General features: G+C 63.6%; 23 protein-coding genes. 14 read left to right on the top strand and 9 right to left on the bottom strand.

Translation table 11 applies throughout. The annotated features are described in order from the left end of the window. Positions 1-86: 86 nt before the first annotated feature. The 3 genes from ACSC1P_RS03370 to ACSC1P_RS03360 all read right to left on the bottom strand — a co-directional run bounded on the left by ACSC1P_RS03370 (position 87) and on the right by ACSC1P_RS03360 (position 1,621). Entirely contained in the window at positions 87-260 is a 174-nt protein-coding gene (locus ACSC1P_RS03370) for a 50S ribosomal protein L37e (protein ID WP_261651709.1), read from the bottom strand. After that, entirely contained in the window at positions 257-451 is a 195-nt protein-coding gene (locus ACSC1P_RS03365) for an LSM domain-containing protein (RefSeq protein ID WP_435358717.1), read from the bottom strand. Before ACSC1P_RS03365 ends, ACSC1P_RS03370 begins: the two co-directional genes overlap by 4 nt. Before the next feature lie 108 nt (positions 452-559). Next, complete coding sequence (locus tag ACSC1P_RS03360) at positions 560-1,621, bottom strand: M20/M25/M40 family metallo-hydrolase (protein WP_435358716.1); 1,062 nt, start codon at positions 1,619-1,621, stop codon at positions 560-562. Between the two features lie 100 nt (positions 1,622-1,721). Between ACSC1P_RS03360 and ACSC1P_RS03355 the strand changes: the two genes are divergently transcribed. The 3 genes from ACSC1P_RS03355 (at position 1,722) to ACSC1P_RS03345 (ending at position 4,447) form a co-directional block, all read left to right on the top strand. Next, a complete protein-coding gene (locus tag ACSC1P_RS03355) occupies positions 1,722-2,108 on the top strand; it encodes a hypothetical protein (RefSeq protein ID WP_435358715.1) in 387 nt (128 codons plus the stop codon). A gap of 113 nt (positions 2,109-2,221) precedes the next feature. Then, a complete protein-coding gene (locus ACSC1P_RS03350) occupies positions 2,222-3,187 on the top strand; it encodes a zinc-dependent metalloprotease (RefSeq protein WP_435358714.1) in 966 nt (321 codons plus the stop codon). A 159-nt stretch (positions 3,188-3,346) separates the two neighbouring features. Continuing rightward, positions 3,347-4,447, top strand: coding sequence for an Ig-like domain-containing protein (locus ACSC1P_RS03345; protein WP_435358713.1), 1,101 nt, complete (start codon positions 3,347-3,349; stop codon positions 4,445-4,447). Here ACSC1P_RS03345 and ACSC1P_RS03340 read toward each other — a convergent pair. From ACSC1P_RS03340 to ACSC1P_RS03330, 3 genes are all read right to left on the bottom strand, one after another. Then, entirely contained in the window at positions 4,444-4,689 is a 246-nt protein-coding gene (locus tag ACSC1P_RS03340) for a DUF8527 family protein (protein ID WP_435358712.1), read from the bottom strand. The genes ACSC1P_RS03345 and ACSC1P_RS03340 overlap by 4 nt on opposite strands. A gap of 16 nt (positions 4,690-4,705) precedes the next feature. Beyond that, on the bottom strand, positions 4,706-5,095 hold the full coding sequence (locus tag ACSC1P_RS03335; RefSeq protein ID WP_435358711.1) for a nuclear transport factor 2 family protein: 390 nt from the start codon (positions 5,093-5,095) through the stop codon (positions 4,706-4,708). Between the two features lie 75 nt (positions 5,096-5,170). After that, positions 5,171-5,722: a hypothetical protein gene (locus tag ACSC1P_RS03330; RefSeq protein ID WP_435358710.1), complete on the bottom strand. Its 552-nt coding sequence runs from the start codon at positions 5,720-5,722 to the stop codon at positions 5,171-5,173. A gap of 330 nt (positions 5,723-6,052) precedes the next feature. On the opposite strand from ACSC1P_RS03330, the gene ACSC1P_RS03325 reads away from it, so the two are divergent. Continuing rightward, on the top strand, positions 6,053-6,685 hold the full coding sequence (locus ACSC1P_RS03325; RefSeq protein ID WP_435358709.1) for a helix-turn-helix domain-containing protein: 633 nt from the start codon (positions 6,053-6,055) through the stop codon (positions 6,683-6,685). A gap of 68 nt (positions 6,686-6,753) precedes the next feature. Here ACSC1P_RS03325 and ACSC1P_RS03320 read toward each other — a convergent pair whose 3' ends face one another. After that, positions 6,754-7,407 (bottom strand): helix-turn-helix domain-containing protein, encoded by a 654-nt coding sequence (locus ACSC1P_RS03320; RefSeq protein ID WP_435358708.1) that lies wholly within the window; start codon positions 7,405-7,407, stop codon positions 6,754-6,756. 165 nt (positions 7,408-7,572) lie between these two features. Between ACSC1P_RS03320 and ACSC1P_RS03315 the strand changes: the two genes are divergently transcribed. The 5 genes from ACSC1P_RS03315 (at position 7,573) to ACSC1P_RS03295 (ending at position 13,353) form a co-directional block, all read left to right on the top strand. Then, the gene (locus ACSC1P_RS03315) at positions 7,573-10,230 is read left to right on the top strand and encodes an AAA domain-containing protein (RefSeq protein WP_435358707.1); all 2,658 of its coding nucleotides are present in this window, start codon (positions 7,573-7,575) and stop codon (positions 10,228-10,230) included. A gap of 75 nt (positions 10,231-10,305) precedes the next feature. Beyond that, positions 10,306-11,148, top strand: a complete 843-nt coding sequence (locus ACSC1P_RS03310) for a phosphatase PAP2 family protein (protein WP_435358706.1) — start codon at positions 10,306-10,308, stop codon at positions 11,146-11,148. 111 nt (positions 11,149-11,259) lie between these two features. Continuing rightward, complete coding sequence (locus ACSC1P_RS03305) at positions 11,260-11,772, top strand: DUF6789 family protein (protein ID WP_435358705.1); 513 nt, start codon at positions 11,260-11,262, stop codon at positions 11,770-11,772. Positions 11,773-11,931: 159 nt separating this feature from the next. Further along, positions 11,932-12,816, top strand: coding sequence for a spondin domain-containing protein (locus tag ACSC1P_RS03300; protein ID WP_435358704.1), 885 nt, complete (start codon positions 11,932-11,934; stop codon positions 12,814-12,816). A 147-nt stretch (positions 12,817-12,963) separates the two neighbouring features. Then, entirely contained in the window at positions 12,964-13,353 is a 390-nt protein-coding gene (locus ACSC1P_RS03295) for a hypothetical protein (RefSeq protein ID WP_435358703.1), read from the top strand. 37 nt (positions 13,354-13,390) lie between these two features. On the opposite strand, the gene ACSC1P_RS03290 is transcribed toward ACSC1P_RS03295, so the two are convergent. Both ACSC1P_RS03290 and ACSC1P_RS03285 read right to left on the bottom strand, forming a co-directional pair. Continuing rightward, positions 13,391-13,891, bottom strand: a complete 501-nt coding sequence (locus ACSC1P_RS03290; RefSeq protein WP_435358702.1) for a hypothetical protein — start codon at positions 13,889-13,891, stop codon at positions 13,391-13,393. A gap of 45 nt (positions 13,892-13,936) precedes the next feature. Further along, positions 13,937-16,708 (bottom strand): ATP-dependent helicase, encoded by a 2,772-nt coding sequence (locus tag ACSC1P_RS03285; RefSeq protein ID WP_435358701.1) that lies wholly within the window; start codon positions 16,706-16,708, stop codon positions 13,937-13,939. A 135-nt stretch (positions 16,709-16,843) separates the two neighbouring features. Here ACSC1P_RS03285 and ACSC1P_RS03280 point away from each other — a divergent pair, with 135 nt between their 5' ends. The 5 genes from ACSC1P_RS03280 to ACSC1P_RS03260 all read left to right on the top strand — a co-directional run bounded on the left by ACSC1P_RS03280 (position 16,844) and on the right by ACSC1P_RS03260 (position 24,424). Then, entirely contained in the window at positions 16,844-17,671 is an 828-nt protein-coding gene (locus ACSC1P_RS03280; protein WP_435358700.1) for a HEAT repeat domain-containing protein, read from the top strand. Positions 17,672-17,748: 77 nt separating this feature from the next. Continuing rightward, positions 17,749-18,480 carry an MBL fold metallo-hydrolase gene (locus ACSC1P_RS03275; RefSeq protein ID WP_435358699.1) on the top strand — a complete coding sequence of 244 codons (732 nt, stop codon included), beginning with the start codon at positions 17,749-17,751 and terminating at the stop codon, positions 18,478-18,480. Positions 18,481-18,713: 233 nt separating this feature from the next. Continuing rightward, entirely contained in the window at positions 18,714-22,529 is a 3,816-nt protein-coding gene (locus ACSC1P_RS03270) for an MMPL family transporter (RefSeq protein WP_435358698.1), read from the top strand. Next, positions 22,526-23,305, top strand: a complete 780-nt coding sequence (locus tag ACSC1P_RS03265) for a TrmB family transcriptional regulator (RefSeq protein ID WP_435358697.1) — start codon at positions 22,526-22,528, stop codon at positions 23,303-23,305. Before ACSC1P_RS03270 ends, ACSC1P_RS03265 begins: the two co-directional genes overlap by 4 nt. Positions 23,306-24,283: 978 nt before the next feature. Then, positions 24,284-24,424, top strand: a complete 141-nt coding sequence (locus ACSC1P_RS03260) for a DUF2080 family transposase-associated protein (RefSeq protein ID WP_435358696.1) — start codon at positions 24,284-24,286, stop codon at positions 24,422-24,424. Positions 24,425-24,429 lie beyond the last annotated feature (5 nt).

The following is a 24,429-nucleotide window of genomic DNA, read 5'->3' as shown; positions in this document are numbered from 1 at the left end:
GTGCGTCGTGTGCCCAGTGCGTGTGTCCTCGACAGCGACGGCGCTGTCGCTCTGCGGTGGTGAACGAGAGAGAAAATTCGAACGGCTTACTCGCCAGCCTTCGACTGCCAGGCGTACTCACGACGCTTGGCGGAGTCGCCGAAGCCGCAAGACGAGCAGACCTTCTTTTTCGAGTGGTACGACTTTTCACCACAGCGTCGGCACTTGACGTGTGTGGTGGTGTTCTTCTTACCCTGGGAGGGAGTTCCTGCGCCAGTCATGGGATAATCGAGACGACGTTATCGCCGCGTATAATGGTTGTGTTGTCGTCTCGTTCGAGAACGAGGTTCATGTGCTGGTCGTAGCCGGTGAGTTCGCCGTCGTACTCGTCGCCGTCTTTCAGTCGGACGGTGACGTCCTCGCCGACGGACGCTTCGAGCACGTCCAGTGGGCGGTTGCTCCGTTCGCTCATACACCAACAGGATTGCGACGCGTGCATAAACGTACCGAGTTAGGTTCGGGCCGCGTTGGGTGTGGAGGAAATCTCCGGTCGGGACGCGTCGCGGCGATCGTGGCAGACTCAGACGTCGACCGCGAACGAGTCGTACTCGCTGGCCTGTCCTGCGAACGCCGCGAGCAGGTCGGCCGCAGCGTCGACGTCCTCGGTGTCGACGACCTCGACCGGCGTGTGCATGTAGCGATTCGGGATGCCGAGGTTGAGCGTCGGGACCCCGCCGCTTGCGACGAAGAAGGCGTTCGCGTCCGTCCCGGTGTGTCGCGGGTCGGCCTGTAGTTGTACGTCGATAGCCGAGTCGCTGGCCACCTTCCGAACCGCCTGTGCGACGACGGGGTGGTTCGCGCTGCCCCGAGCGACGACTGGGCCATCACCGAGTGCCACGTCGCCCGCTTTCTCCGGTTTGCTGCCCGGATAGTCTGAAGCGTGCGTCACGTCGACCACGACTACGGCGTCGAGGTCGAGTCGGTCGCCGACCATCTTCGCGCCATGGGTGCCGAGTTCTTCCTGCACTGTCGATATCGCGTACACGCTCGTCTCGACCGATGCCTCGGCGGCACGACGGAGCGTCTCGGCGGCCACCCAGTTGCCCACGCGATTGTCGAGCCCGCGGCCCGCGATGCGTGTTCCCATGAGCGATTCGACGGTCGTGGCGAACGTAACCGGGTCACCGACTTCGACGACTTCGCGAGTGTCCTCGCCATCTGCTGCACCCACGTCGACTGGCTGTTTCGTCACGTCGACGGCCTCGTCGTCACCGTCTCGGATGTGCACTGCGTTCTGGCCCACGACGCCCGTGACTGGCCCATCCGCGGTGTGGACCGTCACTCGTTGACCGCGGGAGACGGTTCGGTCCACACCACCGACCGCGGCGAGGTGGAGGAAACCGTTGTCGTCGATACGGCGGACGTTGAAGCCGATTTCGTCGGCGTGGCCGGTGACGGCGATAGCGGGTCCGTCGTCGCCCCCTTCGTACACTGCCACCGCGTTCCCGTACGCGTCGGTCCGGACTTCGTCGGCGAACTGTTCGACGTAGTCGACCCAGACGCGCTGTCCGCGTGTCTCGTAGCCGGCCGGACTCGGTGTCTCTAGTAGTTCCGTCAGGAACTCCCATTGGTCCTCGTTCATACCACCCCGTCAGAGAGGCCCCGGTTTGAACCCCGTGGTTTTGCGAGAGCCTCACAGTCACGGCACAATCGCTAAGGGGGCCTCGGGCGAAGTGACAACCATGGATAAGCTGACACTCTTCGAGTTGCACTTGAGCGGCGACACCCAGTTCGGTCCGAAGTCGATGACCGAAGCGGTAGAAGAAGCGGGAGCGGCCTCTGAGAGTGGCCTCCTCTCGTTCGCGAGCCGGCGGAAGCAAGCCGACACCAGCGAGACCGAAACCGACGACACCGAGGTCGACGTGAGCGACGAATTCGACACTGACGCCAGCAGCGACGACGACAGCGAGGGCTCGAACAAACTCCTTGCACTGGTGGGCTTCGTCGCACTCGTCCTCGCCGTCGTCGTCCTTCGGCGCGTCCTCGGCGAGGAAGAGGTCGCCGAGTTCGAGCCCGAGATGGTCGAACTCGACGACGTCGACGAAGTCGCCGAAAGCGACGACGACTGAGCAACGACGACCACACGACTGCACGACTACGGGTTGACTGACGTACGGCCAGTCGCGATTGCGACTATAAAACAGACAGAAGGGTTTTGGGTCCAGGACCCTAATTCGCGGCCGTGAGCCTCTTTCGAAGCGTCCGCGCGGTCGCGTCGTCCTCCGCTGGCGAGGGTGCCATCGACTGGCACGCCGTCGCCGAAGCAGCCAAAGGTGCGACCGAAGCGGGCTCTATCGACCTGACGGACGCCGAGCGGACGGGCTACGCGACCGACGTGCGCGACGCCCGCGACCGCGTCCGTGAGGTCTCCGGCATCCACTTCGACGTCCCCCAGACCATCGAGATTCAGCACCGACACCACTGGATAGACGCCAACATCAACACGTTCCGACGCGTCCTCAAACCGTTAGAGGACCAAGACGGGCCGGTGTTCCCCGGCGTCGCTCGGACCGTCAACACCGGGACGATGTCGTTCATGCTCGGCTTCCTCGCCCGGAACGTCCTCGGTCAGTACGACCCGCTGTTGCTCGCTGGTGAGGACGTCGATGCCGACCACGCGCTCTACTTCGTCCACCCGAACATCCGGCGTGTCGCCGACGTACTCGACGTGGACTTCCCTCGATTCCGTCGCTGGATCGCGTTCCACGAAGTCACCCACGCCGCGGAGTTCGGTGCCGCACCGTGGCTCTCTGACTACCTCGAAGACCGCATGGAAGAGGGTCTCTCGGACCTCTCACACGGGAGCTTCGACCGCACGGCGTTCCAGGAGATGAACGCCGCGATGACCGTCGTCGAGGGCTACGCCGAGTTGTTGATGGACCACGCCTTCGACGACGAGTACGCAGACCTCCGCCGGAAGGTCGACGCTCGCCGGAACGGTCGTGGCCCGATGACGAAACTCATCAAGCGACTGCTCGGCCTCGGTCTCAAACGCCAGCAGTACGAGCGTGGAAAGGACTTCTTCGAGGCCGTCGCCGCCGACCGCGGCATCGCTGCGGCCGGTGCAGTCTGGGAGGGACCAGAGAACCTTCCGACCGACGAGGAACTCGACCGACCGGGCGACTGGATTCGCCGGGTCGATCCCTGAGTACTCGACCGTTTCACACGGGGAAGAGACGTGGTCACGACCGTTCGGTCTCGCCTCGCGTTCTCGCCCCCCCAACCAGGGTCTCGAACCGTATTGCGTGTGAAACGGTCAAACGCTCGTCGACAACAGTTCTAAGACGGTTTACTCCGTAGCTGATCCGTGAAACGACGGGTCTTCCTCGCATCTGCCACGAGTGCACTGGTGAGCGGTCTCGCTGGCTGTAACTCGTTCGCCAGCGACCGAGAGACCCGTGCGCCGTTCTCCGTCGAACCGACGGCGACTGAAACCACGACCCGGCGAGGGAACGTAACCCGGTCGGTCCACGTCCCACTCACGTTCGAGAACTTCACGGCCCGCGACGAGGTGGTCTCACTCAAAGCGGTGACTGGCGACACCAGCATCGCCTGGCGCACCGAGACGGTCGGGCAGTACGAGACGTTCACCAGTCCGGCGATTCGGTCCACCGGGGAATACACCGCGACGGTGGCAGTGCGAGATGGGCCGTTCCATGCACTACCAGTGACGGTCACGCCGGAGACACACTCGGTGCAGTTCGAACTCCGTCCCGACGACTCGGTCCGTGCCCGTGAGCTACTGCGGTGTTCCCCGCGCTGTCGGGTCAGCGACGGCGAGGTAACCCGCAGACAGCAGGCGGAAGGCGGCCCGACACCCCAGCGGTCTCGGGCCATCGTGCGGAACGACGCGTCCGGCCCCAAATGGGTCAGCTTCACCGTCGAAGACGGCGAGGGAACCGTGTTCGACGCCGACTTCGATCTCAACTCGTCACAGGGCGTGGTCCTCTCAGAGTTGCTCTCTCGTCCCGGGAACTACGAGGTGCGTGTCCAGACGAGCGAGAATGCGGCCCGAGACGAGTGGGACGTCTCCGAACAGGGTGGCACGATTCGGGCGAGTATCGACGACCAGCACCGAATCCACATCGAGTGTGTCCCACTGGCGTCGTCGTTCTTTACCGACGTGACCAACCGAGACGACGCAGCACGAACCGTCGAGGTCACCCTCTCGAACGACCGTGGCGTGAGTAACACGGGGGCCGTCACTGTCCCGCCTGGCGAGAACGAGACGCTTCAGGTGGCGCTTCCACCGGGTGGCGTATACGAGACCGACGTTCGGGTCGGGGACGACCACGAGACCACGACGCAATCGCTCTGTCAACGAGTGACCGAGTTCGCCATCGTAGTCGACGACGGCCGACCGACGCTGGTGCCCGTCGACGAATACGGCCGCCCAGTCGAAGACTAGAATCGACCGCCGCGTTTTCCACCGCCACCGCCTCGGTCCCCACGTGAACTCCCCTGCTTGAACATCCGAGCGAGGTAGACCCAGAGGACGAGTCCGGCCAGCGCGCCGCCGACGAACCCGGCCGCGATGTACGCTAGCGACGCCTTCGCCTGCAGGGCGACGAGTGCCCCCGAGAGCCCGACCGTCCCGATGAACCCGTATCGTAGTCTGCTCATTCCGATGCGACGGTCGTCGTCGCTCATCGACGATCCAACCATCTCAGATGTCGTGTGGGGCGCTGACGTGCAACTGGACGAACTGCCACTCCTGGTCGGCCTCGTCGATGCATTCGAGCGTGCCGCTCCAGCGTGTATCGAAGCCCCATCGCTGCCCCGTGGTCACGTCCGTCCACGCCATGTGGACTGCGTCGTGAAAGAGGGCGTAGGTGCCGTCACCGCGCTCGGTGACGGAGAGGGCATCGCTCTCGACGGTCCACTCGTCGGTCGTCTTCGTCTGTCGACGGAGTGCTTCTGCAACCGTGTCGTAGCTGTCGTACTGGGTACTTATCGCGGCTTTCCACGTCACCTCGTCCTCGTAGAAGTACGGATAGAGTGGTTCACCCCGGCGTAGCGCCTCGTAGTAATCGCGGACCGTATCCTCAGCACTCATACCAGAACGCAAGAGACCTGGTGGCTTGAAACCACCTCTCTCGTCGAGCAAGTGGTCGGTACCGAACCACTCGTCTCACATGAACCCGCGGTCGACCCCGTCCTCACTGACGAGGTCGTCGAGTTCCGCGTCGAGCAGTTCCTCGGCCTCCTCGAACGTCGTCGCGAGGTCGTCGAGTCGGTCGGGACGGTCGTACTGGTCGTACTCCATCGGCCCAAAGGCGGGACTTTCGAGTGCGTCCATCATGTCGTCGAACAGGTCGCCCGGCGTCGTCGGCGCGTCGGCGTGGGCTTTCACGACTTCTTCGAGTCGCTTCGCCATGTCCGTCGCGTGGTCCTCGTCTTCGGGCGGGGACTGGACGGCGAACCGGCTCGCCTCTCGCTGTTCCGGGAACAGTCGACCGATTTCGTCGTCGAGTCGTCTGGCGACTCGAGAGCCGACGCCGCGGACCTCGTACGGGTTCCGTGCGTACGTCTTGAGGTGGTAGACACCACTGTTCGGGTGGCCGAGATAGAGGTCTTCACCGAGACCGTTCGCTCGGTCACCGGCCACGGCCCGCCAGCCCTCGGGGTCGGCGCTCGACTCCACGACGTCGGTGACGATGTCCTCCCAATCTCGGATACGCATTGTCGATTGTGGATTACGGACGATACGGGATGAACGTATCGTTGAGAAACCATCCAAAGACAACATATCAAAATTTATTCTTTTTAAGAAAACCTAGGTAGATATAAACACCTTCGATATCAATACCGGGACAACAGTCGATGCCGGCCCATCTTCACAGATTCCACCTTTCAAATTCGATGACAGAAGTCCACTCCACATCATCGTTCACACAACACCGACTCGCGTCCATCACGCGACTGCACTCGTCGTATCGTATCGCCGAGTCAGTCCACTCGAACGGTCGGTAACCCACCGATGACGACAATCTTCACGTTCCGACTCCCGCCCATGGTACTCCTCGGAGAGATACTCGAAACGCACGACGTACTCTTCGAGGCCCAACCGCACGGTACGTCTGACGCTCCAGTAGACTACCTCTGGGTCATCGAAGCACCAGGCCGTGAGATTATCGACGACATCGAGGCCCTTCCGTACGTGGTGTCCATCACTGTGCTCGACGAACTCAGCGACCGCACGCTAGTTCGGGTCGAGTGGACGGACGAGTTCGAGTCGGTGTTCTCGGTGCTGTCCGACCACGGTATGACCGTCCTCGATGCCGAGGCCGGCCCGGAGTCGTGGGTCGTCAGTGTTCGTGTCGACGACCTCGAGACTGTCCAGCGGTTCCAGGAGACACTCTCACTCGACGACGTCCCGTCGTCGCTCCCGTCACCGGAGTCGGCCGGGGGCTGTTGTGTCGACCTCGACACGCTGTCACCGGAACAGCGCCGTCTCCTCGAACAGGCCCTCGACGTCGGCTACTTCGACGTCCCGTCGACCGTGACGTTCTCCGAAATCGCCGCGGCGGCCGACGTCTCTACAGCGGTCGCCAGCGAACGGTTCAGACGCGTACTGCTCGTGGTAATCGACGAGTGTCTCTCCAACCCGGACGCGACGGACGACGGGCGAAATCCACCGGAGTAAGACAGACTGTCACCTGTGAGAGGGCGACCGTCACCAGCGTCACTCTACCTTCGAATTTGCCGACTTCGTTACTGTGCCCGCTCGGCGAGCGTCGCTGCGACGAGCGTCGCGAGCCCACGGCGGAGTCGTTGTGAGGCTGCTGTGTCGGAGATGCCGAGTTCGCTGGCGAGTTCGACCATCGTGATAGTACGGGGCACGTCGAAATAGCCCGCTTCGAGTGCGGTCACCAGTGTCTCTCGTTGGGCGTCGGTGATGCTGATTTCGTACCCGATGTCGTCCGGAACTCCGGGGCTGTGGACACGGACGAGTTGCGGGTCGAGGTCGGCGGCGAGACAATTCGCGTGGAAGGATGAGAGGGACGTGTACGACGGAAAACGGAGTCTGAGCTTCCACTGCTGCTCGTTTCCAGTCGATTCGAGTAACTCACCACCGGTATCGTGAACGATGGCGAGCAGGCCGTCGCTGTCTTTCGGTACTTCCATTCGGCAGAGAACGTCCCGTTCGAGTTCGTCCAGCACACGAATCGCCTGCACATCTTCGACCTGTTCGAGGGCCGAACGAACGCGTTTCGGGGACTCACTCTCCACCCACACGTACGCGAGGAGGGAGGTGTCGACCGAGAGAACCCGGTCGAGCATCGCCTCGAACTTCCCGAGGGACGCGAGTGCCGTCGCTAACGGGAACTCCGAGGCCTGCAATTCGAAGTCCGCGATAACATTCATGTAATCCTATAGGTGTGTTCCCTGCCCGCGCTTAAATAGGTACTTCGTTTCCAGTGAGAGTCCCCCCGAATGTAGTAGCCGGTCGTACAACCACCTACACGAATCGCTCGGGCCGCCAGCAGGGGATGGCGAGCGTTTATACGCCATGCCGACCCAGCACCGACAGTGACAATTCGCGGCGTCGTGACCGATGTGGGGGAAGCGCGGACCGTCAACACGAGCTACGGCACTTCGGAACTCGTCGAGGTCGATATCGACCGTGAGACGGCCGAACCGACGACTGTGACGTTGTGGGGGAAGTGGATCGAGACCGCGGAGGTACTCGAACCGGGCATGGAACTCCTCGTCACCGACGCAGAGGAAGACGAGTACCGTGGTGAGATGCGCTACTCGACGACGGGCGACTCCTACGTCGTCGTCGAACCCGATTTCCTCGTCAACGTGACCGACGTACGCCAGTGGGTCCAGTGCCCGCGGATGTACTACCTGAACAAACTCTCGCCGGTGCCACTGGCGTATCCAGTGGTCAAAGGGACCATCGTCCACGAGGTGTTCGGTGACCTCTTGCGCGGCGTCCCGCTCGACGAGTCGGTGCCAGAACGCGTCCGCGAGAGTGGGCTGGAACTGGGCCTGCTCGACCGCTCGGCCGACGACGTGGAGCGTGAAGTCGAACAGAACGCCCGTGCCATCGAGGGCTGGCTGGCACAGGGTCGACTCGACGACGAAGACGAGTGGCGGTCCGAACAGTTACTCATCTCGGAGACCTTCGGCCTCAAGGGGCGTGCCGACGCGATTCGACGCGGGCAACCGGTCGAGCTAAAGACCGGGAAGAATCTGAAGAGTTCGCCCCGATTCCAGGACAAGATTCAGGCTGCCGCGTACGCGCTGCTCTTGCAAGAGCGCGGCGTGCCGGTCAACACCGGCACCCTGCTGTACACGAAGAACAAAGCGCTCGACCGTGACGAGTTCACGGGTGACTTCTCCCCGGCGAAGGATTTCTCCATCGGTGCTGGCTTTCTCAAATTCGTCGTCAGGACTCGCAACGAACTCGCAGCGCTCGAGTTCGGTGTCGACGTACCGACCGGCTACGAGGCCGACGCGAACTGTGAGTACTGCTTCGAGAGCGACACCTGTATGGTCGTCTCGGGGCGACTCGACCAGACCTCGAAAGCGGGCCAAATCGGCCGCGCCATCCCCGACGACGAGCGCGAGTACTTCGACGAACTGTACACAGCAATCGAGGCGGAACGGCGCAAGTCGCACGAATCGTTCGCAAAGTTGTACAAGCAGACGGCAGCAGAGCGCGCAGACGAAGACCGAGCACTCATCGACCTCGAACCGGCGGAGAACCGCGAACTGCCGGCCGGTCGCTGGGAACTGCACGCCACGCGGAACTCGTCTGCCGTCTCGAAGATACGCGAAGGCGACTACGTGCTGGCGAGCGACGGCGACCCTATCCGCGGGCACGCAGAACTCGCCCGCGTCGAACACCTCGGCGACGAGGAAGTGGTCCTCACGGCCGACGAACCGGTCGACGTGCACCGACTGGACACCTACCCGTCGGAGATGGGCATCAGTCGAATGCTGACCGCAGTCCACGATTGCCTCCTGAAGGGCGACACTCGTCGCAAGGACGTGCTGTTCGGACGGCAGGAACCCGAGTTCGAGGACTCGGACGATGTGTTCATCGACAACAACGAGGCACAGGACGAAGCGGTTCGGAAAGCCGTCACTGCGAAGGACTGCGCCCTCATCCACGGCCCGCCGGGGACCGGCAAGACGTACACCATCGCGCAAGCGGTCAGGGCCATGGTCGACCGCGGCGAGCGTGTCCTGCTCTCCTCGTTCACGAACCGGGCGGTCGACAACCTGCTCGAAGCACTTCGCGACCAGGGCTTCGAAGACATCTGTCGCGTCGGGACCGAAACGGGCGTTCGTGAGGACATGCTCGACCTGCGACTGGAGCAGTCGGGTGACCCGGACGAGTGTGTCGAGCAAATCGAGTCCGCGTCGGTCGTCGCCGCGACGACCGCGACCTGTGGCGGCACGGTGATGCGCGAACAGTCGTTCGACGTGGCGCTCGTCGACGAAGCCGGGCAACTCACCGAACCGGGGACGCTCGCGGCGGTCAACCTCGCCGAGCGGTTCGTCCTCGTCGGCGACCACCAGCAACTGCCGCCGGTCGTCCGCGCAGACGAACCGGTCCTCCACGAGTCGCTGTTCCAGCGACTGGTCGAGGAATACCCTGACGCGGGCGTCCTTCTCGACCGCCAGTACCGGATGTCCCAGCGGATTCAGGCGTTCTCCTCGCAGGAGTTCTACGATGGCCGGCTCCGGCCCGCGACGGGAGCGGTCGCCGGCCGCTCGCTGACCGACCTCGACGGATTCTCTGCCGACGCGCTCCCCGAACACCTGCGCGATGGGGTCGTGATGGTCGACACGCCAGGCGACGGGAACCGACACACGGACGCGGTGGAGGCCCAGCAGGTCTGTGGAACCATCGAACGCTACCTCGACGCCGGCCTCAACCCAGCAGACATCGGTGTCATCGCGCCGTTCCGCGCACAGGTCGCAGAAATCGGCAAACGCGTGCCTTCGGGCGTCGCCGTCGACACCGTGGACCGGTTTCAGGGTTCTGCGAAGGAAGTCATCATCGTCTCGTTCGTCGCCTCGGGCGACCTCGACAGCCCCATCTTCGAGGATTACCGGCGCGTGAACGTCGCGCTGACGCGGGCGAAACGCGCACTCGTCCTCGTCGGTGACGCCGACACGCTCGCGACCGACGACGTGTACGGCCGGATGGTCGACTGGGCGCAGCGGTAGGGCGACGCCAGTAGCGAAATCCAGCACGCTAACAGGTCGAAACGATTAATATATTTTCTCTCCGTTAGGAACCGTATGATTCGATTGGAGGGTGCCACGGCGGTGGTTCGGGGGCTGTTTCCCCCCGAGTACGTGGACCTGTACGGACTGGTGACGGCGCTCGGTGACCCGGCGGTCGCCACGCTCGTCCTCGCATTGTCGTACTGGCTCTGGCGACGAGAAGCAGCGGCGACGGTGGTCGGCTACGCGTTCGTCGCGTTCGCACTGACACTGCTGCTGAAGTACGGCCTCGCGCTGCCGCGACCGGCAACGGCCGACCAACTACTCCACCCGGAGGGGTACGGCTTCCCGAGCGGACACGCGATAAGTGCGACCGTCGTCTACGGCGGCCTCGCGGTCGAGGTCGGCTGGCACCGTGACAGACTCCGCGCACTCGGGGTCAGCGTCCTCGTCGCCGCGGTCGGACTCTCGCGGGTCGCACTTGGTGTCCACTATCTGGGTGACGTGCTGGTTGGGTTCGCCGTGGGTGGTTTCGTCGTTTGGACCGGTCACACCTACTGGCGCGACCGGCCCGAAGTCGGATTCGCGCTCGCTGGCCTCGTCGCGGTCCCCGCAATCTTCGTGAGTGGTATGCATGCCGACGCCATGGGTGTCCTCGGCTACGCCCTCGGTGGCATCGTCGGTGCCCGGGCCATCGGGACATCGCTCGCGGCGAGTCGCATCGAAGCCGGTGTCCTCGGCGCTGTCGGCGTCGCGTTCGTCGTGGGCATGCAGGCGCTCACCGACGTCGCAGACGCGACACTGGTGACTGGTGCGCTCGCCGACGCGATTCTCGTCGCTGGTGTCCTCTTGCTCCCAGCGCTGTTCGCCAGGGTCTGGGACGACGAGCGCGCGCAACCGGCCGTCTTCGGACAGTAAGTACGAAATCGACCAACTCGACAAGCATCGTTGTCGTGCTATCTGGGCGGCCAGATGGTGGGGGTGTCGGAGGGCGGGGTTTAATATCTGTGGCATGCCTTCTCTTACCATATGGTTAGCACCATCTCCGACGCGGACGACGAGACGATGGCCGAAGACGTCGTGAATCGACGGGAACCGGAGGACGAACTCCGTGCTGCGCTGGCCAGTATCGCCGGGGGTATCGTCGGCACCGCCACGATGACGCTCGTTCTGTTCGTCGTCAACGCGGTGTACGGGTCGACGCTCGACGTGTTCGGCACGGTCGCCGAACTGGCCGGTGGCGGCTCGAGTGTGTTCCTCGGCTTCGCGCTGTTCTTCGGCGCGGGGGCGGTGGCGTGGCCACTCATGTTCACGACCCTCGGCGCGTACCTCCCAGGAAAGACGCTCCCGATGCAGGGCGTCGTGTTCGCGTGCATCCTTTGGGTCGGGTTCGTGGCCGCGTTCGCCACGCGCTACGCCGGCACCGACCTGCTCGTGTTCCTCGGGTTCTCCATCGTCACGCACCTCGTCTACGGCTACCTGCTCGGGTTCGTGACGGCCCGGCTGACTGGGCAGTACGAGGCACCAGAATTAGCGGTCTAACCCGGTCGATTTCTTCGGCCCGGTCGGTGATTTTCTGACAGCATCGGCGGCGAAACCCAGTCCAATTCTAGATGCAGTTTCGACCCTCTCCGAACAGAGTCGAGTCTGACCTTGAAAAATCCCTTTTTATACCCTCGTCCTCCCGTCGAGTGACGACCGATGACCGACCACCCCACTACCACGACGCGGCGTCGCTTTCTGACCATCACCGCCGGCTCGGCCGCCGTCGGCCTCGCTGGCTGTCTCGGCGGCGACTCCTCGGGCGGTGCAGACACCGAGATGGACGACGAGATGACCGCCGAAGACGGGATGACCGACGACGGCATGACCTCGGAAGGCGACATGACCGAGGGTGACGAGATGACGGAGGGCGACGAGATGACGACCGAAGACGGCGACATGATGGCGACGCCCTTCGTCGTCACCATCGAGAACGTCTCCTCCGAAGGGACCATCACGACCGGCGACGGCGACGAACTCGCCGTGCCGCTCTCGCCCGGTGCCTACGCCGTCCACGGCGACATGGCGACCGCATTCGCTCCCGAATCGGCCGCCAGTGCCGGACTGGAATCGCTCGCAGAGGACGGCGCACCCGGCACGCTCGCAGACGAGTGGACCAGCAACGAACACGTCCACAAGGCTGGTGCGTTCGACACGCCGGAGGGGGCGAGCGGTCCAGCCCCGCTGCTCCCCGGCGAGAGCTACACGTTCGAGTTCGAGGCCCACGCGGGCGAGCGGCTCTCGCTGGCGACGATGTTCGTCCAGTCGAACGACCTGTTCTACGCCTTCGAGCCGACCGGCCTGCCGCTGTTCGAGGACGAGACGCCCATCTCGGGCGACGTGACCGACCAGCTCGCATTGTGGGACGCTGGTACCGAGAATAATCAGGAACCCGGCGCTGGTCCCGACCAGGCACCGCGACAGTCTGGCCCGAACACCGGTGAGGACGAGATGGGCACGGTGAAGAAGATTTCCGAGGTCGACGACGTGTACCAGTACCCCGAAGTCTCGGACGTCATCAAGGTGACCCTCACGCAGATGTAGTGACGACGACGCGAGACTGGTTCGACGGACTCCTCGGCCCCGAAGTAACTGCTAAGTATCTGGCACTACAGCTACGGGTACTCCCGACCGATGTGCCCCCCTACTCGCCGAACCGCCCTTTCTGCGCTAATCGCTTCACTCGCAACCATGGTCAGTGGTTGCCAAACGAACTCGTCGGCAGTATCGACGACCAGTGAGAGAGACACGGTCGAACCGACCGAATCTGGAGGCGGGAAACCGCCCTGGTTGCGGGCAGACAGTGACACAGATATCGTCGTTCAGAACGTCACAGACGCAGCACTCTCTTTCACGCTCGAGACTGGGGAGACGAGCACAGAAGTCTCGGTTCCTGCGGACGAATTCTGGACTTCTGGCGACATCGTTCCCAGTGGCAAAGAGACGACTGTCACCCTCACGACCGATACCGGACTCGACGCCGAAACGACGTGGGAGGCCGAGGACGCGAACGAACAGGTGTTGATTCACGTCATCACCGACGAAGAGATTCGGAAACACACCGGACAGCGTACAGCGTAGGAGGAAGCTCTACCACGCGGCTGGTTGTCTGCCCTCGCTACACTTCTTGCGACGGGTGTTGGCTGGTGGCCAGAACTGGCACGCGAAACCCGACGGCGAAACAGGCGAGTCCCGCGACGAACGCCACCGGAATCACCTCGTCGGCGGTGTTCGTGAAGACGACCGTCATCGCGACGGCAATCGACGCGACGGCGACGAGCGAAACGCAGGTCCAGAATCGCTCTCGACGACGAATGGCGACACCCAACGGATAGAACGACAACAGGCCGAGCGAGCCGACGACAGCTTCTACCCACGGCATGGACAGTTCCAGTCCGAGTACCATACTGACGACGCCTGCCGCGACGGCGGCGATTCCGGCGGCCCGTGGTGGCGTGAGCGAACCGACACGTCGTTCGACGTAGGAACCGGACCCGACGAGAAAGGCGAGGAGGCCGAGATACACGAGCGGGAGGACGATGAAAGGAAGGAACGTGATGCCACCGCTGCCGCTGCCACCACCGGAGAGCGGGAGTGAAAATGCCGTTTGAAGAACCATTTCTAACCGCTTTCAGAACCGTCAGTAAATGCTTTCGGGGACTGTTCAGTCTTCTTTTCCGGACCCTGCTAACGCCCCGGCCCCCGGCAAACTGTCGTCGCCGATCTCCTCGACGACGCGCTCGTGGAACGTCTGGAGCGCCGCGCTCTCGTCTTCGGCCAGCACCACGTCGCTGGCCATCAGCGTCGCCAGGCCGAACGCCCGCGGCGTCGGCGACTCCACACGGTTCGTCGTAATCTCGATTTGTCCGGCATCGATGGCGCGAACCACGTCGACGATGGCGTCGACCGCGAGTTTGTCCTCCAGAATCTCACGGTAGGTCTCTTCGATGACCGCGAACTCGTCCAAGTCCTGGGCGAAGCCGAGCAACATCTCGCTGGAAACCTGCTGTTGCTTGGCCGATTTCTCGTAGCCCTTGTAGTTCTTCAGAATCATCAACGAGCGCGTCGCGTTGATGCGGAAGTACCGTTGGAGGAGTTCGGTCTCGTCCAGACTCGCTCGAAGGAGGTCGCGCACGTCGCCCGGTTCGAGCGATTCCACGAGGCCGACGACGTTCACCTTCCGGTTCAGTGGCATCGACAGGGCGAAGCCGTTGTCGGCGACGCTGAGCGTGACGTTCGCGTTCGTCTCCTGTGCGAGCCGGTAGGCGAGCAGGCGTGAGAAGCCGTCGTTGAACCGTCGACCGTACGTCGAGTGGACGTAGTACTGGCGGCGATACTCGTCACGGTCGACCTCCTCCTCGATGGCGAGTCGGCTCGGCGTGCTCAGGCTCTCCGGCCCGGCATACCGGACCTGCTCGTCGTACATCCGGGCGATTGCCCGAACGGTGTCGTCGTCCAGCGGGAACTCGCGGAGCCAGTGGCGAATCGCGGCCGCGCCGCCTCGCTCGTGTCGGTCCAAGAGTTCGCCCTGGAACTCGGCGATTTCCCGGCCGAGGTCGTACGAGAGCGGCAATCGCTCCGAGTACCACGACGGGACCGTCGGCGAGGCGCTGGTCGGGTCGACGTACACCTTCGACCCGCGGCGGTAGCGGAACTCGAAGTTTCGCCCGCCGAGGACGAACACATCGCCGGCTTCCAGCGTGTCGAGGTAGCCCTCGTCGAGTTGGCCGACCCACTCGTTGTCGGCGCGGGTGAACACCTCGCAGGTGAACGAGTCGGGGATGGTCCCGATGTTGGTCATGTAGATGACGCGGGCGAGGCGGCCACGTTTGCCCATCAGCGACTCGCCCACGTCGTACTCCTCGTAGTGGTACTCGCCGTCGGGCGGGTCGTTCTCGTCGCGCCAGACCTTCGCGTAGACGTTCCGGTCTTCGAGCCCCTCGTAGTCGGCCGTGAGGTAGCGAAGGAGTTCGTCCCAGTCGCCGTCGTCGTAGTTCCGGTAGGGCCACGCCGAGCGGAGGATGGAGAGGATTTCTTCCTCGGGGCGCACCTCCGCGATGGCCATCCCGTACACCTGCTGGGCCGCCACGTCTTGGCAGTTCACCGGGATGTTGACCGAGTCGACGAAGCCCTCCTGTGCTTTCTTGAGCATCACCGCGCACTCGACCAGTTCGTCGCGGTCGAGTGCGAACACTCTCCCCGTCACAGTCTGGCCGACGCGGTGGCCAGCGCGGCCGACGCGCTGAAGCAACGAGGCGACCGATTTGGGCGAACCGACCTGCACCACGAGGTCGACGTGGGGCATGTCGATGCCGAGTTCGAGACTGGTCGAGGTCGTCACCACGTCGAGGTCGCCGTCTTTCAGTTTCGCCTCGATGCCCTCACGCACGTCCTTCGACATGCTCCCGTGGTGGCAGCCGGAGTTCTCCTCGTCGTAATCGTCGTAGTCGTCGCGGAGTCGCTGGAGCACTCGCTCTGCCCCGGAGCGCGTGTTCGTGAACACGATGGTGTTCGTGTGGTCCTGCACGAGGTCGTGCAGTTCCTCGTAGAAACGGTCGGAAACGACGTGGCTCGGCGTGTTCACGAGGTCGTCCGTGGGACACCGCAGTTGCATGTCGAACTCGCGGGCGAAGCGGGTGTCGACGATTTCGTAGTCCCGCGGTTCACGCTCGGCGTCGAAGCCGACGAGGAACTCCGCGACCTCCGAGAGCGGTTCGATGGTCGCCGAACAGCCGATTCGCGTCGGCGACCCGTCGGCCAGTCGTTCGAGGCGCTCAAGCGATACCGAGAGATGCGTCCCGCGCTTCGACGCCGCGAGCGAGTGGATTTCGTCGACGACGACGTACTGGACGTTTCGCAACTTCTCGCGGAACTTCGGCGAGTCGAGCAGGATAGCCAGCGTCTCGGGCGTCGTGTTGAGGATGTGTGGCGTCTCCTCCAGCATCTTCTGGCGCTGGTAGGAGTTCGTGTCGCCGTGGCGAATCGCGTGACGGACCTCGCCGACCGGTTCGCCTCGGTCCTCGGCGATGTCGCGAATTCCTTCCAGCGGTTCGGTCAGGTTCCGGTGGATGTCGTTCGCGAGCGACTTGAGGGGAGAGACGTAGAGACAGTAGACCGCGTTGTCGAGGCCGTCGTCGGCCTCGCGCTCGATGGCGAACAGTTCGTTGAGGATAGCCGTGAAGCTCGCCAGGGTCTTGCCGGACCCGGTCGGCGAGCAGATGAGGGCGTTTCGGTCCGCGTGGATGTGCGGAATCGCACCCTTCTGTGGCGGGGTGAAGAAGCCCTCGTTCTCTGCGACGTAGGAGCCGAACTGCTCGACCCACCACGCCCGTACTGCCGGGTCGAGCAGGCCGAGGACGTCTTCGTCGTCCAACTGCACCGATTCGGGGTCACCGGTGAAGCCGTCGGACGCGGCGAGCAGTTCTCTCCCGTTCATCAGGCGGGTCTCAGGGCCGCGGCGGGAAGTGCCTTTGCCCCGCGGAGTGAAAGTGGTCGTGTCCGAGTGGTCGCGTGCGTTTCATCGGACAACGACTTGCGAACCGCTTTATTTTCGGAGCCCGTCATATCTGGTATGGGGCAGGACGACCCGTATCGGGGGGACCGGTCACCGAGTCCAGAGTGGGACGAGTTCGCCGAATCGTCGACGACGATTCCGGTTCGGGCAGTCGTCGCCGACTGGGACAGTTGTGTGGCGATGCTCGGGACCGACCTCGAACGCACCGAAGCGATTCTCAGAGCCGTGGCCACGGTCGCCGCGGAGGACCCGGAAGCAGTCGTCCAGACCGCGGACGACATCGCGATGTTCGTGACTGCGGAAGCCACGAACGTGCGTCAGCAAGCGACGCTGGCGCTGGCCCGGTTGGCCGAGTCGTACCCGACCGACGTGGTCTGCGCGGTCGACGACCTCGGCGTCTGTCTGGCCAACACGCCCGACTTACCGTCCCGTCGTCGCGCTGCGTCGGTCCTCGCACACGTCGCGCGCGAGAGTCCGTACGCGGTCAGGCAGGTCGCAGACGCACTCGTCCCACGTCTCGACGACGAGGACGAAGTGGTCCGAGATGCCGCCGCTATCGCCCTGGGGCGAATCGTACTCGCACGGGCGTTCCCAGTCGACCTCGACGCGGACGTAGATGCGGTGCTGTCGTCGTACGCGGGCGCACTCGCCGGGCGGCTCCAGCGCTCGATAACGTCCGACCAACTCGTCGAGTCCGCCGCGGAGGGTGCCGAACTCGACGAGGTACTCGACGAACTCGCCGGCTTCGACGACCTGCAAGCCGACCTCGGGGTCGTCCTCGACGCGGTCGACACCGCTGCGGTCCACGGTGGACTGGCACCGGAACCACTCCGCCAGCGCGTGGACACGGTCGCCGGACGAGTGCTCGAAACGGTCGCACGCTGACCGAAATCGACTGTCGCCGGGCGTCGGTTCGTCGCCGAGGCGTCAGTGCTTTCCGGCAGGCACGCGCCAGTCCAGATATGCGAGTTACGTTCCTCGGGACCGGGAGCGCGATGCCGACGGCGAACCGTCATCAGGCCGGTATCTTGCTCGAAGACGAGCGGCCGCTCCTCGTCGACTGCGGGGCCGGCGTGTTACACCGCCTCGCGGAGACGAACGTGGGCTACGAGGGCGTTTCGTCGGTGTTACTGACGCATCATCACCTCGACCACGTCTCAGACCTCATGGCCCTTCTCAAAGCGCGCTGGTTGGCGGGCGAGGACCATCTGGAGGTCGTCGGGCCCGTCGGGACGAAAGCGCTGGTCGACGGCCTGCTCGACGTGCACGACTACCTCGACGGACGCGTCGACCTCACGGTCCGCGAGGTCGGCCCGCACGAGTTCACTGTCGCTGGGTTCGACGTAACTGGGTACGAGACGCGCCACTCGAAACCCTGTCTCGCATACCGGTTCGACGACCGATTCGTCTTCTCCGGTGACAGCGAGGCGTTCGCCGGACTGGCGTCGTTCGCCGACGAATCGGCCGTCTTCGCCCACGACTGTTCGTTCCCTGACAGCGTCGACGTGGACAACCACCCGACGCCCAGCGAACTGGGCGAGGCACTCGCCGGTCACGAATACGGGCGCGTCTACCTCACACACCTCTACCCGCATACCGAGGGCCAACACGAGTCGATGTTGGCGAGCATCGGCGAGCACTACGACGGCGACGTTCGCTTCGCCGACGACATGCTGTCGCTGACCATCGAGTAGCACCAGTCGAAATATCTCGGTCACGCGTCGTCTACACCCGGCCGACAGCCTTTCTCACCATCGCCGAACGAGCAACCGAGTAGACACACGCTTACACCGTTTCTCGCCGTTTCTGCGTTCTCGTTTGCAATAGACTTATGAGAAGTTGCTCTGTTAGTAGAAACATAACAACACAACTGTCGTATGAGAGATGAACACAATATCGCGGTCGATTCTCAGTGGGTGGTCCCCTCGTGAGTACACTCGACCGCATCACGGACGGCATCACGGAGCACAGCAAGGTAATCATCGTCGTCATGCTGATTCTGACGGCCGCGCTGGGGGCCGGGGCGACGCAGGTCAGTTCGGACTCGGGACTCAGCCAGTTCGAGAGCGATTCGCCTGAAGCGGCGGCGCAGGACTACATCGGCGAAAACTTCACGACCGGAAACGACACACAGTTCGTTCAAGTCATCGTCAGAAGCGAGGACGAGAACGGCAACGTCCTCACGAAGCAGTCGCTGATTCACTCGATAGAGTACCAGCAATCGGTACGGGCGAACTCGACGCTCAACGATACGCTCATCGAGGAGAACGCCATCTTCGGCGTCTCGAACATCGTCGCGCTGACGGCGATGCAACAGGAGACTGCGGCCGAGTTGCAACAGACCGGCGCGGAACTCCAGCAGCGACAGCAGCAACTCGAACAGGACCAGCAGGCACTCCAGCAGCAACAGGCTGAATTGGAGAACCGCAGTGCCGACCTGAACCAGACGGTCGAACTCCTCCGCGGTGGGCTCACTGACCTTCGCGAGAACCCGAACCGGAGCGTCCGTGCCGAGTTCGACGAAGTCGCCGGACAGGCACCCGTCTCGCTGGAGGGTAAGTTCGATACGTTCAATCAGGCAGCGTCGCAGCTTCGCAACGCCGAGAACGAGGACCAGGTCGAGCAGGCGTACCAGCTCGGCACGCAGGGTGTCTTGCAGTCCGAGTTCCAGGCCCTCCAACAGCAGGGAGAGGAACTAAAGCAGCAGGGTCAGGAACTGCAAGAACGCGGCGAACAGCTACAGGCCGACTCCGAAGCGTTCCAGCAGCAACGTGCGTCGCTCCAGTCCAGTGGCGCGCCGACGCTCGCCGAGCAGAAAGAACAGCTCCAGTCGATGAACGCCTCGGAGGTAGAAGATGTCCTCACCGTCGTCCTCTCCGATAGCGACGGCGAGAACGGTGGGTCGCCCTTCGCCGGGCAGGCCCTCCAGCTGATGCCGACGAGCTACGAAACCGGCTCGACGACCGCCGACGCCCGGATGATGGTCGTCCAGCAGAAGGTCGAGACCAGCAGCGACATGCAGTCGCCGGAATCGGTCTCGGACGGGAGCATCGAAGCGCAACTGGAGATGCAAGACCTCGCGCAGGAAGCCTCCTCGGACGGTGACGAGTACATCGTCTTCGGCTTCGGCGTCATCTCACAGGAGATCAACCAGTCGATGGAGGACTCGCTGGCCATCGTCGGCCCGCTCGCGCTCCTGTTCGTCCTCGTCACGCTCCTCGTCGCCTACCGCGACCTGCTCGACATCGTGCTCGGGCTAGTCGGCATCGGTGCCGCGCTGGCGTGGACGTTCGGCGCGATGGGCTATCTGGACATCTCGTTCAACCAGATCATGATCGCGGTGCCGGTGTTACTCATCGGCCTGTCCATCGACTACGCGATACACATCTTCATGCGCCACCGCGAAGAGCGCCTGGACGACAACACCCCGAGCGACGTTCGGGGCTCCATGCAGTACGCACTGGCTGGCGTCGGCATCGCCCTCGTCTGGGTGACGGCGACGACGGTCATCGGCTTCATGTCGAACCTGACGAGTCCGCTGTCGGCCATCGCCGACTTCGGTATCGTCTCTTCGTGGGGTATCGTCGCCGCGCTCGTCATCTTCGGCGCGTTCATCCCCGCGCTCAAGGTGGAGGCCGACGAGATTCTGGAAGGCTTCGGCTTCGACCGCAAGAAGCGCGCCTTCGGGACTGGCGGCGGCTACTTCAGCCAAGTACTGAAAGTCGGCTCGACGCTGGCGAAGAAGGCCCCAATCGCGGTCATCGTCATCGCGCTGCTGCTCTCCGCGGGTGGCGCGTACGGTGCAACGCAGGTGTCCACCTCCTTCGCACAGGAGGACTTCATCGCGGACGAACCGCCCGCGTGGATGTACGACCTGCCCGAGCAGCTTCGCCCGGGCGAGTACAGCGCGAAGCAGAATCTGGACTACGTCAACGACAACTTCCAGCGCGAGGACTCGCAGGCACAGATACTACTCAGAAGTGATGCGACCGACCCGGAGACGTTACACGCCATCGCCGCGGCGAAGCAGAACATCGACGATGGGGAGTACGACACCCCGTTCGCCGGAGCGACCGGCGAGGTGAACGTCCGGTCGGTGCTGACCGTCATGGAACGGACCGCAGCGACGAACGAGAGCTTCAACCAGTCGTTCACCGCGGCAGACACCGACGGTGACGGTGTGCCAGAGGAGAACGTCACCCAGCTCTACGACTCGCTGTTCGAAGTCGACGAGCAAGCCGCGGCCGACATCGTCTACCGGACCGACGACGGCGAGTACGTCGCGACGCGCCTCGTCGTCCCCATCAAGGGCGACGCCTCGACCAGCGACGTGACGACGCAGATGCGCCAGATAGAGTCGAACATCCAGGACGATGCAAGCCTCGACGACGAGGCCGTCATCGCCACTGGGTCGCCCATCATCAACGAAATCGTCCAGCAGGACCTGCTGAACACGGTCATCCAGAGCCTCATCATCACGCTCATCGCCGTGTTCCTGTTCCTGATGATCGCCTATCGGATCACGGAGGGCAGTGCGACGCTCGGTATCGTCACGCTGCTCCCCGTCGCGCTCTCTGTGGCGTGGATTCTGGGGACGATGTACCTCATCGAGATGCCGTTCAACGTGCTCACGGGGATGATTACGAGCCTGACTGTCGGGCTCGGGGTCGCCTACAGTATCCACGTCTCCGAACGGTTCAACCTCGAACTCGAACGCCGCGAGACCAAGTGGGAAGCGATGGACCGGACCATCACCGGCACGGGTGGTGCGCTGCTCGGCAGTGCCGCCACGACCGTCGGCGGGTTCGGTGTCCTGAGCTTCGCCATCTTCCCGGCACTCCAGCAGTTCGGCATCATCACGGCACTGACCATCATCTACGCGTTCCTCGCGAGCGTGCTGGTGTTGCCGAGTCTGCTCGTGGTCTGGCACCGCTACGCCGGTCCCGAGACGACCGACGTAGACGACGACTCGACGGCCCCGCCAGCGACGACCACCACCGATTCGCAGCCGGCGACGACCAGTGACGCGAGCGTCCCGGCAACGACCGATGCAGAGACGACTGCCCCTGCAACGACCGGCGCAGAGACGACCGCCCCGGCAACGACCGGCGACGACTGGACCTCGCTCGGCGACAGCGGTGCAGCGTCGGCCTCTTCGCCGACCGCGACAGCGGCCGCGGCGGGTGGCAGCGCGACTGCCGCCGAACCGCCGATTCGCATGACGCGGACGGTCTCCGACGAGACGCCGGACCGCGGCGACGAGTTCACCGTGACGCTCTCGGCCACCGACGTGTCCGGTCGCGTCGTCCTCACCGAGCGCGTCCCCGGTACTGGCGGCGAGGTGTCCGAACTCACGCCGTCGCCGACGTCCTACTCGATGGTCGGTCGGACGCTGTACGTCCTCTGGGACCTAGAGGACGAGACCGACCTGACGCTCACCTACTTCGCGGGCGTCCCGACCGACGCCTCGGCCGGTGAGAAGCTCTCGCTCGACGGGAAGGTTCGTACGCGCGATGGCGAGGGTATCGTCGATGGCCCGAGCGACCTCACGGTCACGACGCCGTTCCTCGCAGAGGCCCTCTCCGGGCCGCTCACGAAGTCGACGCTCGACCGCGCCAGCGAGAAGGCACAGGCTGGCGAACTCACCGAAGACGAACTCGACTACCTGTACGAGCGCTGGCTCGGCGAGGCCGAGTCGACCGAGACGCCGCCGTACAGCGACGGAGGTGACGTGGAGAAATGAGCGCGGACGAGGACGACGCAGTCGGGTCGCTCGAACGCCTCGGCCTCACCAGCTACGAGGCTAAGGTGTTCATCGCGCTCCAAAAGCTCGGCACCGGCACCGCCCGCGAGGTCTCTCGCGTGGCCGACGTGCCGCGCTCGCAGGTGTACAGCGTCACCGAGAGCCTCGAAGACCGCGGCCTCATCGAGGTGCAACAGTCCAGCCCGATGCAGTACCGACCGGTCAGCATCGAAGAAGCGCGCTCGACCCTCCGCGAACGATTCGAGCGTGAGTCCGATGCGGCCTTCGACTACGTCGAAACCGTGCGTGAACAGTTCGGCGAGAACGGCGAGCAGCAAGAGGACATCTGGACGGTCCGCGGACAGGAGAAAGTCGCGGACCGCGCGGCCGACCTCATCTCTCGCGCCGATGAGCAAGTCGTGTACGCGGCGCGCTATCCAGAACTCGTCACCGACGAGGTCGTCACGGCGCTCACCGAGAGTGCGGAAGAGGGCCTCGACGTGTTCGTCCTGAGCGAGAACGCCGACGTGCGGGCGATGTTCGACGATGTCGCGCTCATCGACGCGTTCGAACCAGCCAAACAGCCACATCCGGACCACGACCGAACCGGCCGTGGCGTGTTCGCCGACGACGACATCTTGCTGTTGAGCGTCCTCGGTGAGGGCGAAGAGCTGCCCGGTATCAACCACGAGACGGCGTTCTGGAGCGCGCACACGAACTTCGCGTCGGTGCTCGTCCAGTTGATTCAGTCGTCGTTCGCACAGCCGCGTCGGTAGCGGTCACTTCTCGCTCTTCTCACTTCTCGAAGTACAGACGACTTGAGCGACTGCTCTCGCTCGTCGAGTGGGTGTCGTAAAAGGTTGGCTGAGTAGGGCCGTTGGAGGTTGACGGATGGTGGGTCCGTCGGGGTGGAACTGAGGTGGGACAGTTCCAGTGGGGTGGGATGACTGTTTCGGGATGGAACGTTGGTGGGCGTTCCGTCCGGTGGGGTGGAACTTCGGTAAGTTCCGATTGGTGGGGTGGAACTTCGGTAAGTTCCGATTGGTGGGGTGGAACTGAGGTGGGGTCAGTTCGGTGGGTGGGGTGGAACTTCGATGAGTTCCGATTGGTGGGGTGGAACTGAGGTGGGGTCAGTTCGGTGGGTGGGATGGAACTTCGATGAGTTCCGATTGGTGGGGTGGAACTGAGGTGGGGTCAGTTCGGTGGACTGATTGTGGGTGCTGTCCGTTGTGGCTGCCGGGATGGCGACTGACTTCTCATCGTCGGCTGCCAACCGCATCTATACATAGAGAGTCGTCTCTATTGGAACCCGTCCCAAATCGAATTGGGTTTCTCGCTGAACCCTCGGTCGACAGTGAGAATCTCCGGTGACTGGGGTCGTCGCCGTCCAACGACGGCCAGCCACGGCCGATGCCTGTGCAGTCTCTGCCTGCGGCGAGTCGGGTCGTCTGCCCTCCTGGTCGGCTTTGGTTCCCGGTACGGCAACAGCCGGTGGGTCGGTTTGTGACCGGACGACCGCCAGACTGGTTACCTGAATTGAGGCGCTAAGGCCCCTTCCTCAACGAACGAGTGAGGCGAGTGAGCGAGGCGAGTGAGTAGGGAGGGGATACAGCGTCCCCAGACCGCTTTGCGGTCTGGTGTGCGGACGAGACGCTTTGCGTCTCGTCAACGCCGCACGGTTCTCAGACACGTTCGACGCTCAACCCACAGGCCCACAGTCACATTTATGTTGAAACGAAGTGTAAACACAGGTGATGGATAGACACGAAATCGAAGGCCACGAAGTCATCGAAGGGACGGCCAAAGCTACCGGCAACGGCGCTCACGTCCTCGTCCCGAAACGATGGCGTGGCGCAGACGTGAAGGTCGTCCGAACCACCGAACCTGACGAGTAGCACTA

Source organism: Haloarchaeobius caseinilyticus, from assembly GCF_051207395.1.
Classification (GTDB): Archaea; Halobacteriota; Halobacteria; order Halobacteriales; family Natrialbaceae; genus Haloarchaeobius.
This window is presented reverse-complemented; position numbering and strand designations above follow the sequence as displayed.

Excerpts from the sequence above, each read along its gene's own strand:
- ACSC1P_RS03320 (WP_435358708.1), bottom strand. The coding sequence starts at position 7,407 with ATGAATGTTATCGCGGACTTCGAATTGCAGGCCTCGGAGTTCCCGTTA.
- ACSC1P_RS03290 (WP_435358702.1), bottom strand. The coding sequence starts at position 13,891 with ATGGTTCTTCAAACGGCATTTTCACTCCCGCTCTCCGGTGGTGGCAGC.
- ACSC1P_RS03370 (WP_261651709.1), bottom strand. The coding sequence starts at position 260 with ATGACTGGCGCAGGAACTCCCTCCCAGGGTAAGAAGAACACCACCACA.
- ACSC1P_RS03275 (WP_435358699.1), top strand. The coding sequence starts at position 17,749 with ATGCGAGTTACGTTCCTCGGGACCGGGAGCGCGATGCCGACGGCGAAC.
- ACSC1P_RS03280 (WP_435358700.1), top strand. The coding sequence starts at position 16,844 with ATGGGGCAGGACGACCCGTATCGGGGGGACCGGTCACCGAGTCCAGAG.
- ACSC1P_RS03340 (WP_435358712.1), bottom strand. The coding sequence starts at position 4,689 with ATGAGCGACGACGACCGTCGCATCGGAATGAGCAGACTACGATACGGG.
- ACSC1P_RS03285 (WP_435358701.1), bottom strand. The coding sequence starts at position 16,708 with ATGAACGGGAGAGAACTGCTCGCCGCGTCCGACGGCTTCACCGGTGAC.
- ACSC1P_RS03360 (WP_435358716.1), bottom strand. The coding sequence starts at position 1,621 with ATGAACGAGGACCAATGGGAGTTCCTGACGGAACTACTAGAGACACCG.
- ACSC1P_RS03335 (WP_435358711.1), bottom strand. The coding sequence starts at position 5,095 with ATGAGTGCTGAGGATACGGTCCGCGATTACTACGAGGCGCTACGCCGG.
- ACSC1P_RS03300 (WP_435358704.1), top strand. The coding sequence starts at position 11,932 with ATGACCGACCACCCCACTACCACGACGCGGCGTCGCTTTCTGACCATC.
- ACSC1P_RS03310 (WP_435358706.1), top strand. The coding sequence starts at position 10,306 with ATGATTCGATTGGAGGGTGCCACGGCGGTGGTTCGGGGGCTGTTTCCC.
- ACSC1P_RS03305 (WP_435358705.1), top strand. The coding sequence starts at position 11,260 with ATGGTTAGCACCATCTCCGACGCGGACGACGAGACGATGGCCGAAGAC.
- ACSC1P_RS03325 (WP_435358709.1), top strand. The coding sequence starts at position 6,053 with ATGGTACTCCTCGGAGAGATACTCGAAACGCACGACGTACTCTTCGAG.
- ACSC1P_RS03295 (WP_435358703.1), top strand. The coding sequence starts at position 12,964 with ATGGTCAGTGGTTGCCAAACGAACTCGTCGGCAGTATCGACGACCAGT.
- ACSC1P_RS03365 (WP_435358717.1), bottom strand. The coding sequence starts at position 451 with ATGAGCGAACGGAGCAACCGCCCACTGGACGTGCTCGAAGCGTCCGTC.
- ACSC1P_RS03355 (WP_435358715.1), top strand. The coding sequence starts at position 1,722 with ATGGATAAGCTGACACTCTTCGAGTTGCACTTGAGCGGCGACACCCAG.
- ACSC1P_RS03260 (WP_435358696.1), top strand. The coding sequence starts at position 24,284 with ATGGATAGACACGAAATCGAAGGCCACGAAGTCATCGAAGGGACGGCC.
- ACSC1P_RS03330 (WP_435358710.1), bottom strand. The coding sequence starts at position 5,722 with ATGCGTATCCGAGATTGGGAGGACATCGTCACCGACGTCGTGGAGTCG.
- ACSC1P_RS03265 (WP_435358697.1), top strand. The coding sequence starts at position 22,526 with ATGAGCGCGGACGAGGACGACGCAGTCGGGTCGCTCGAACGCCTCGGC.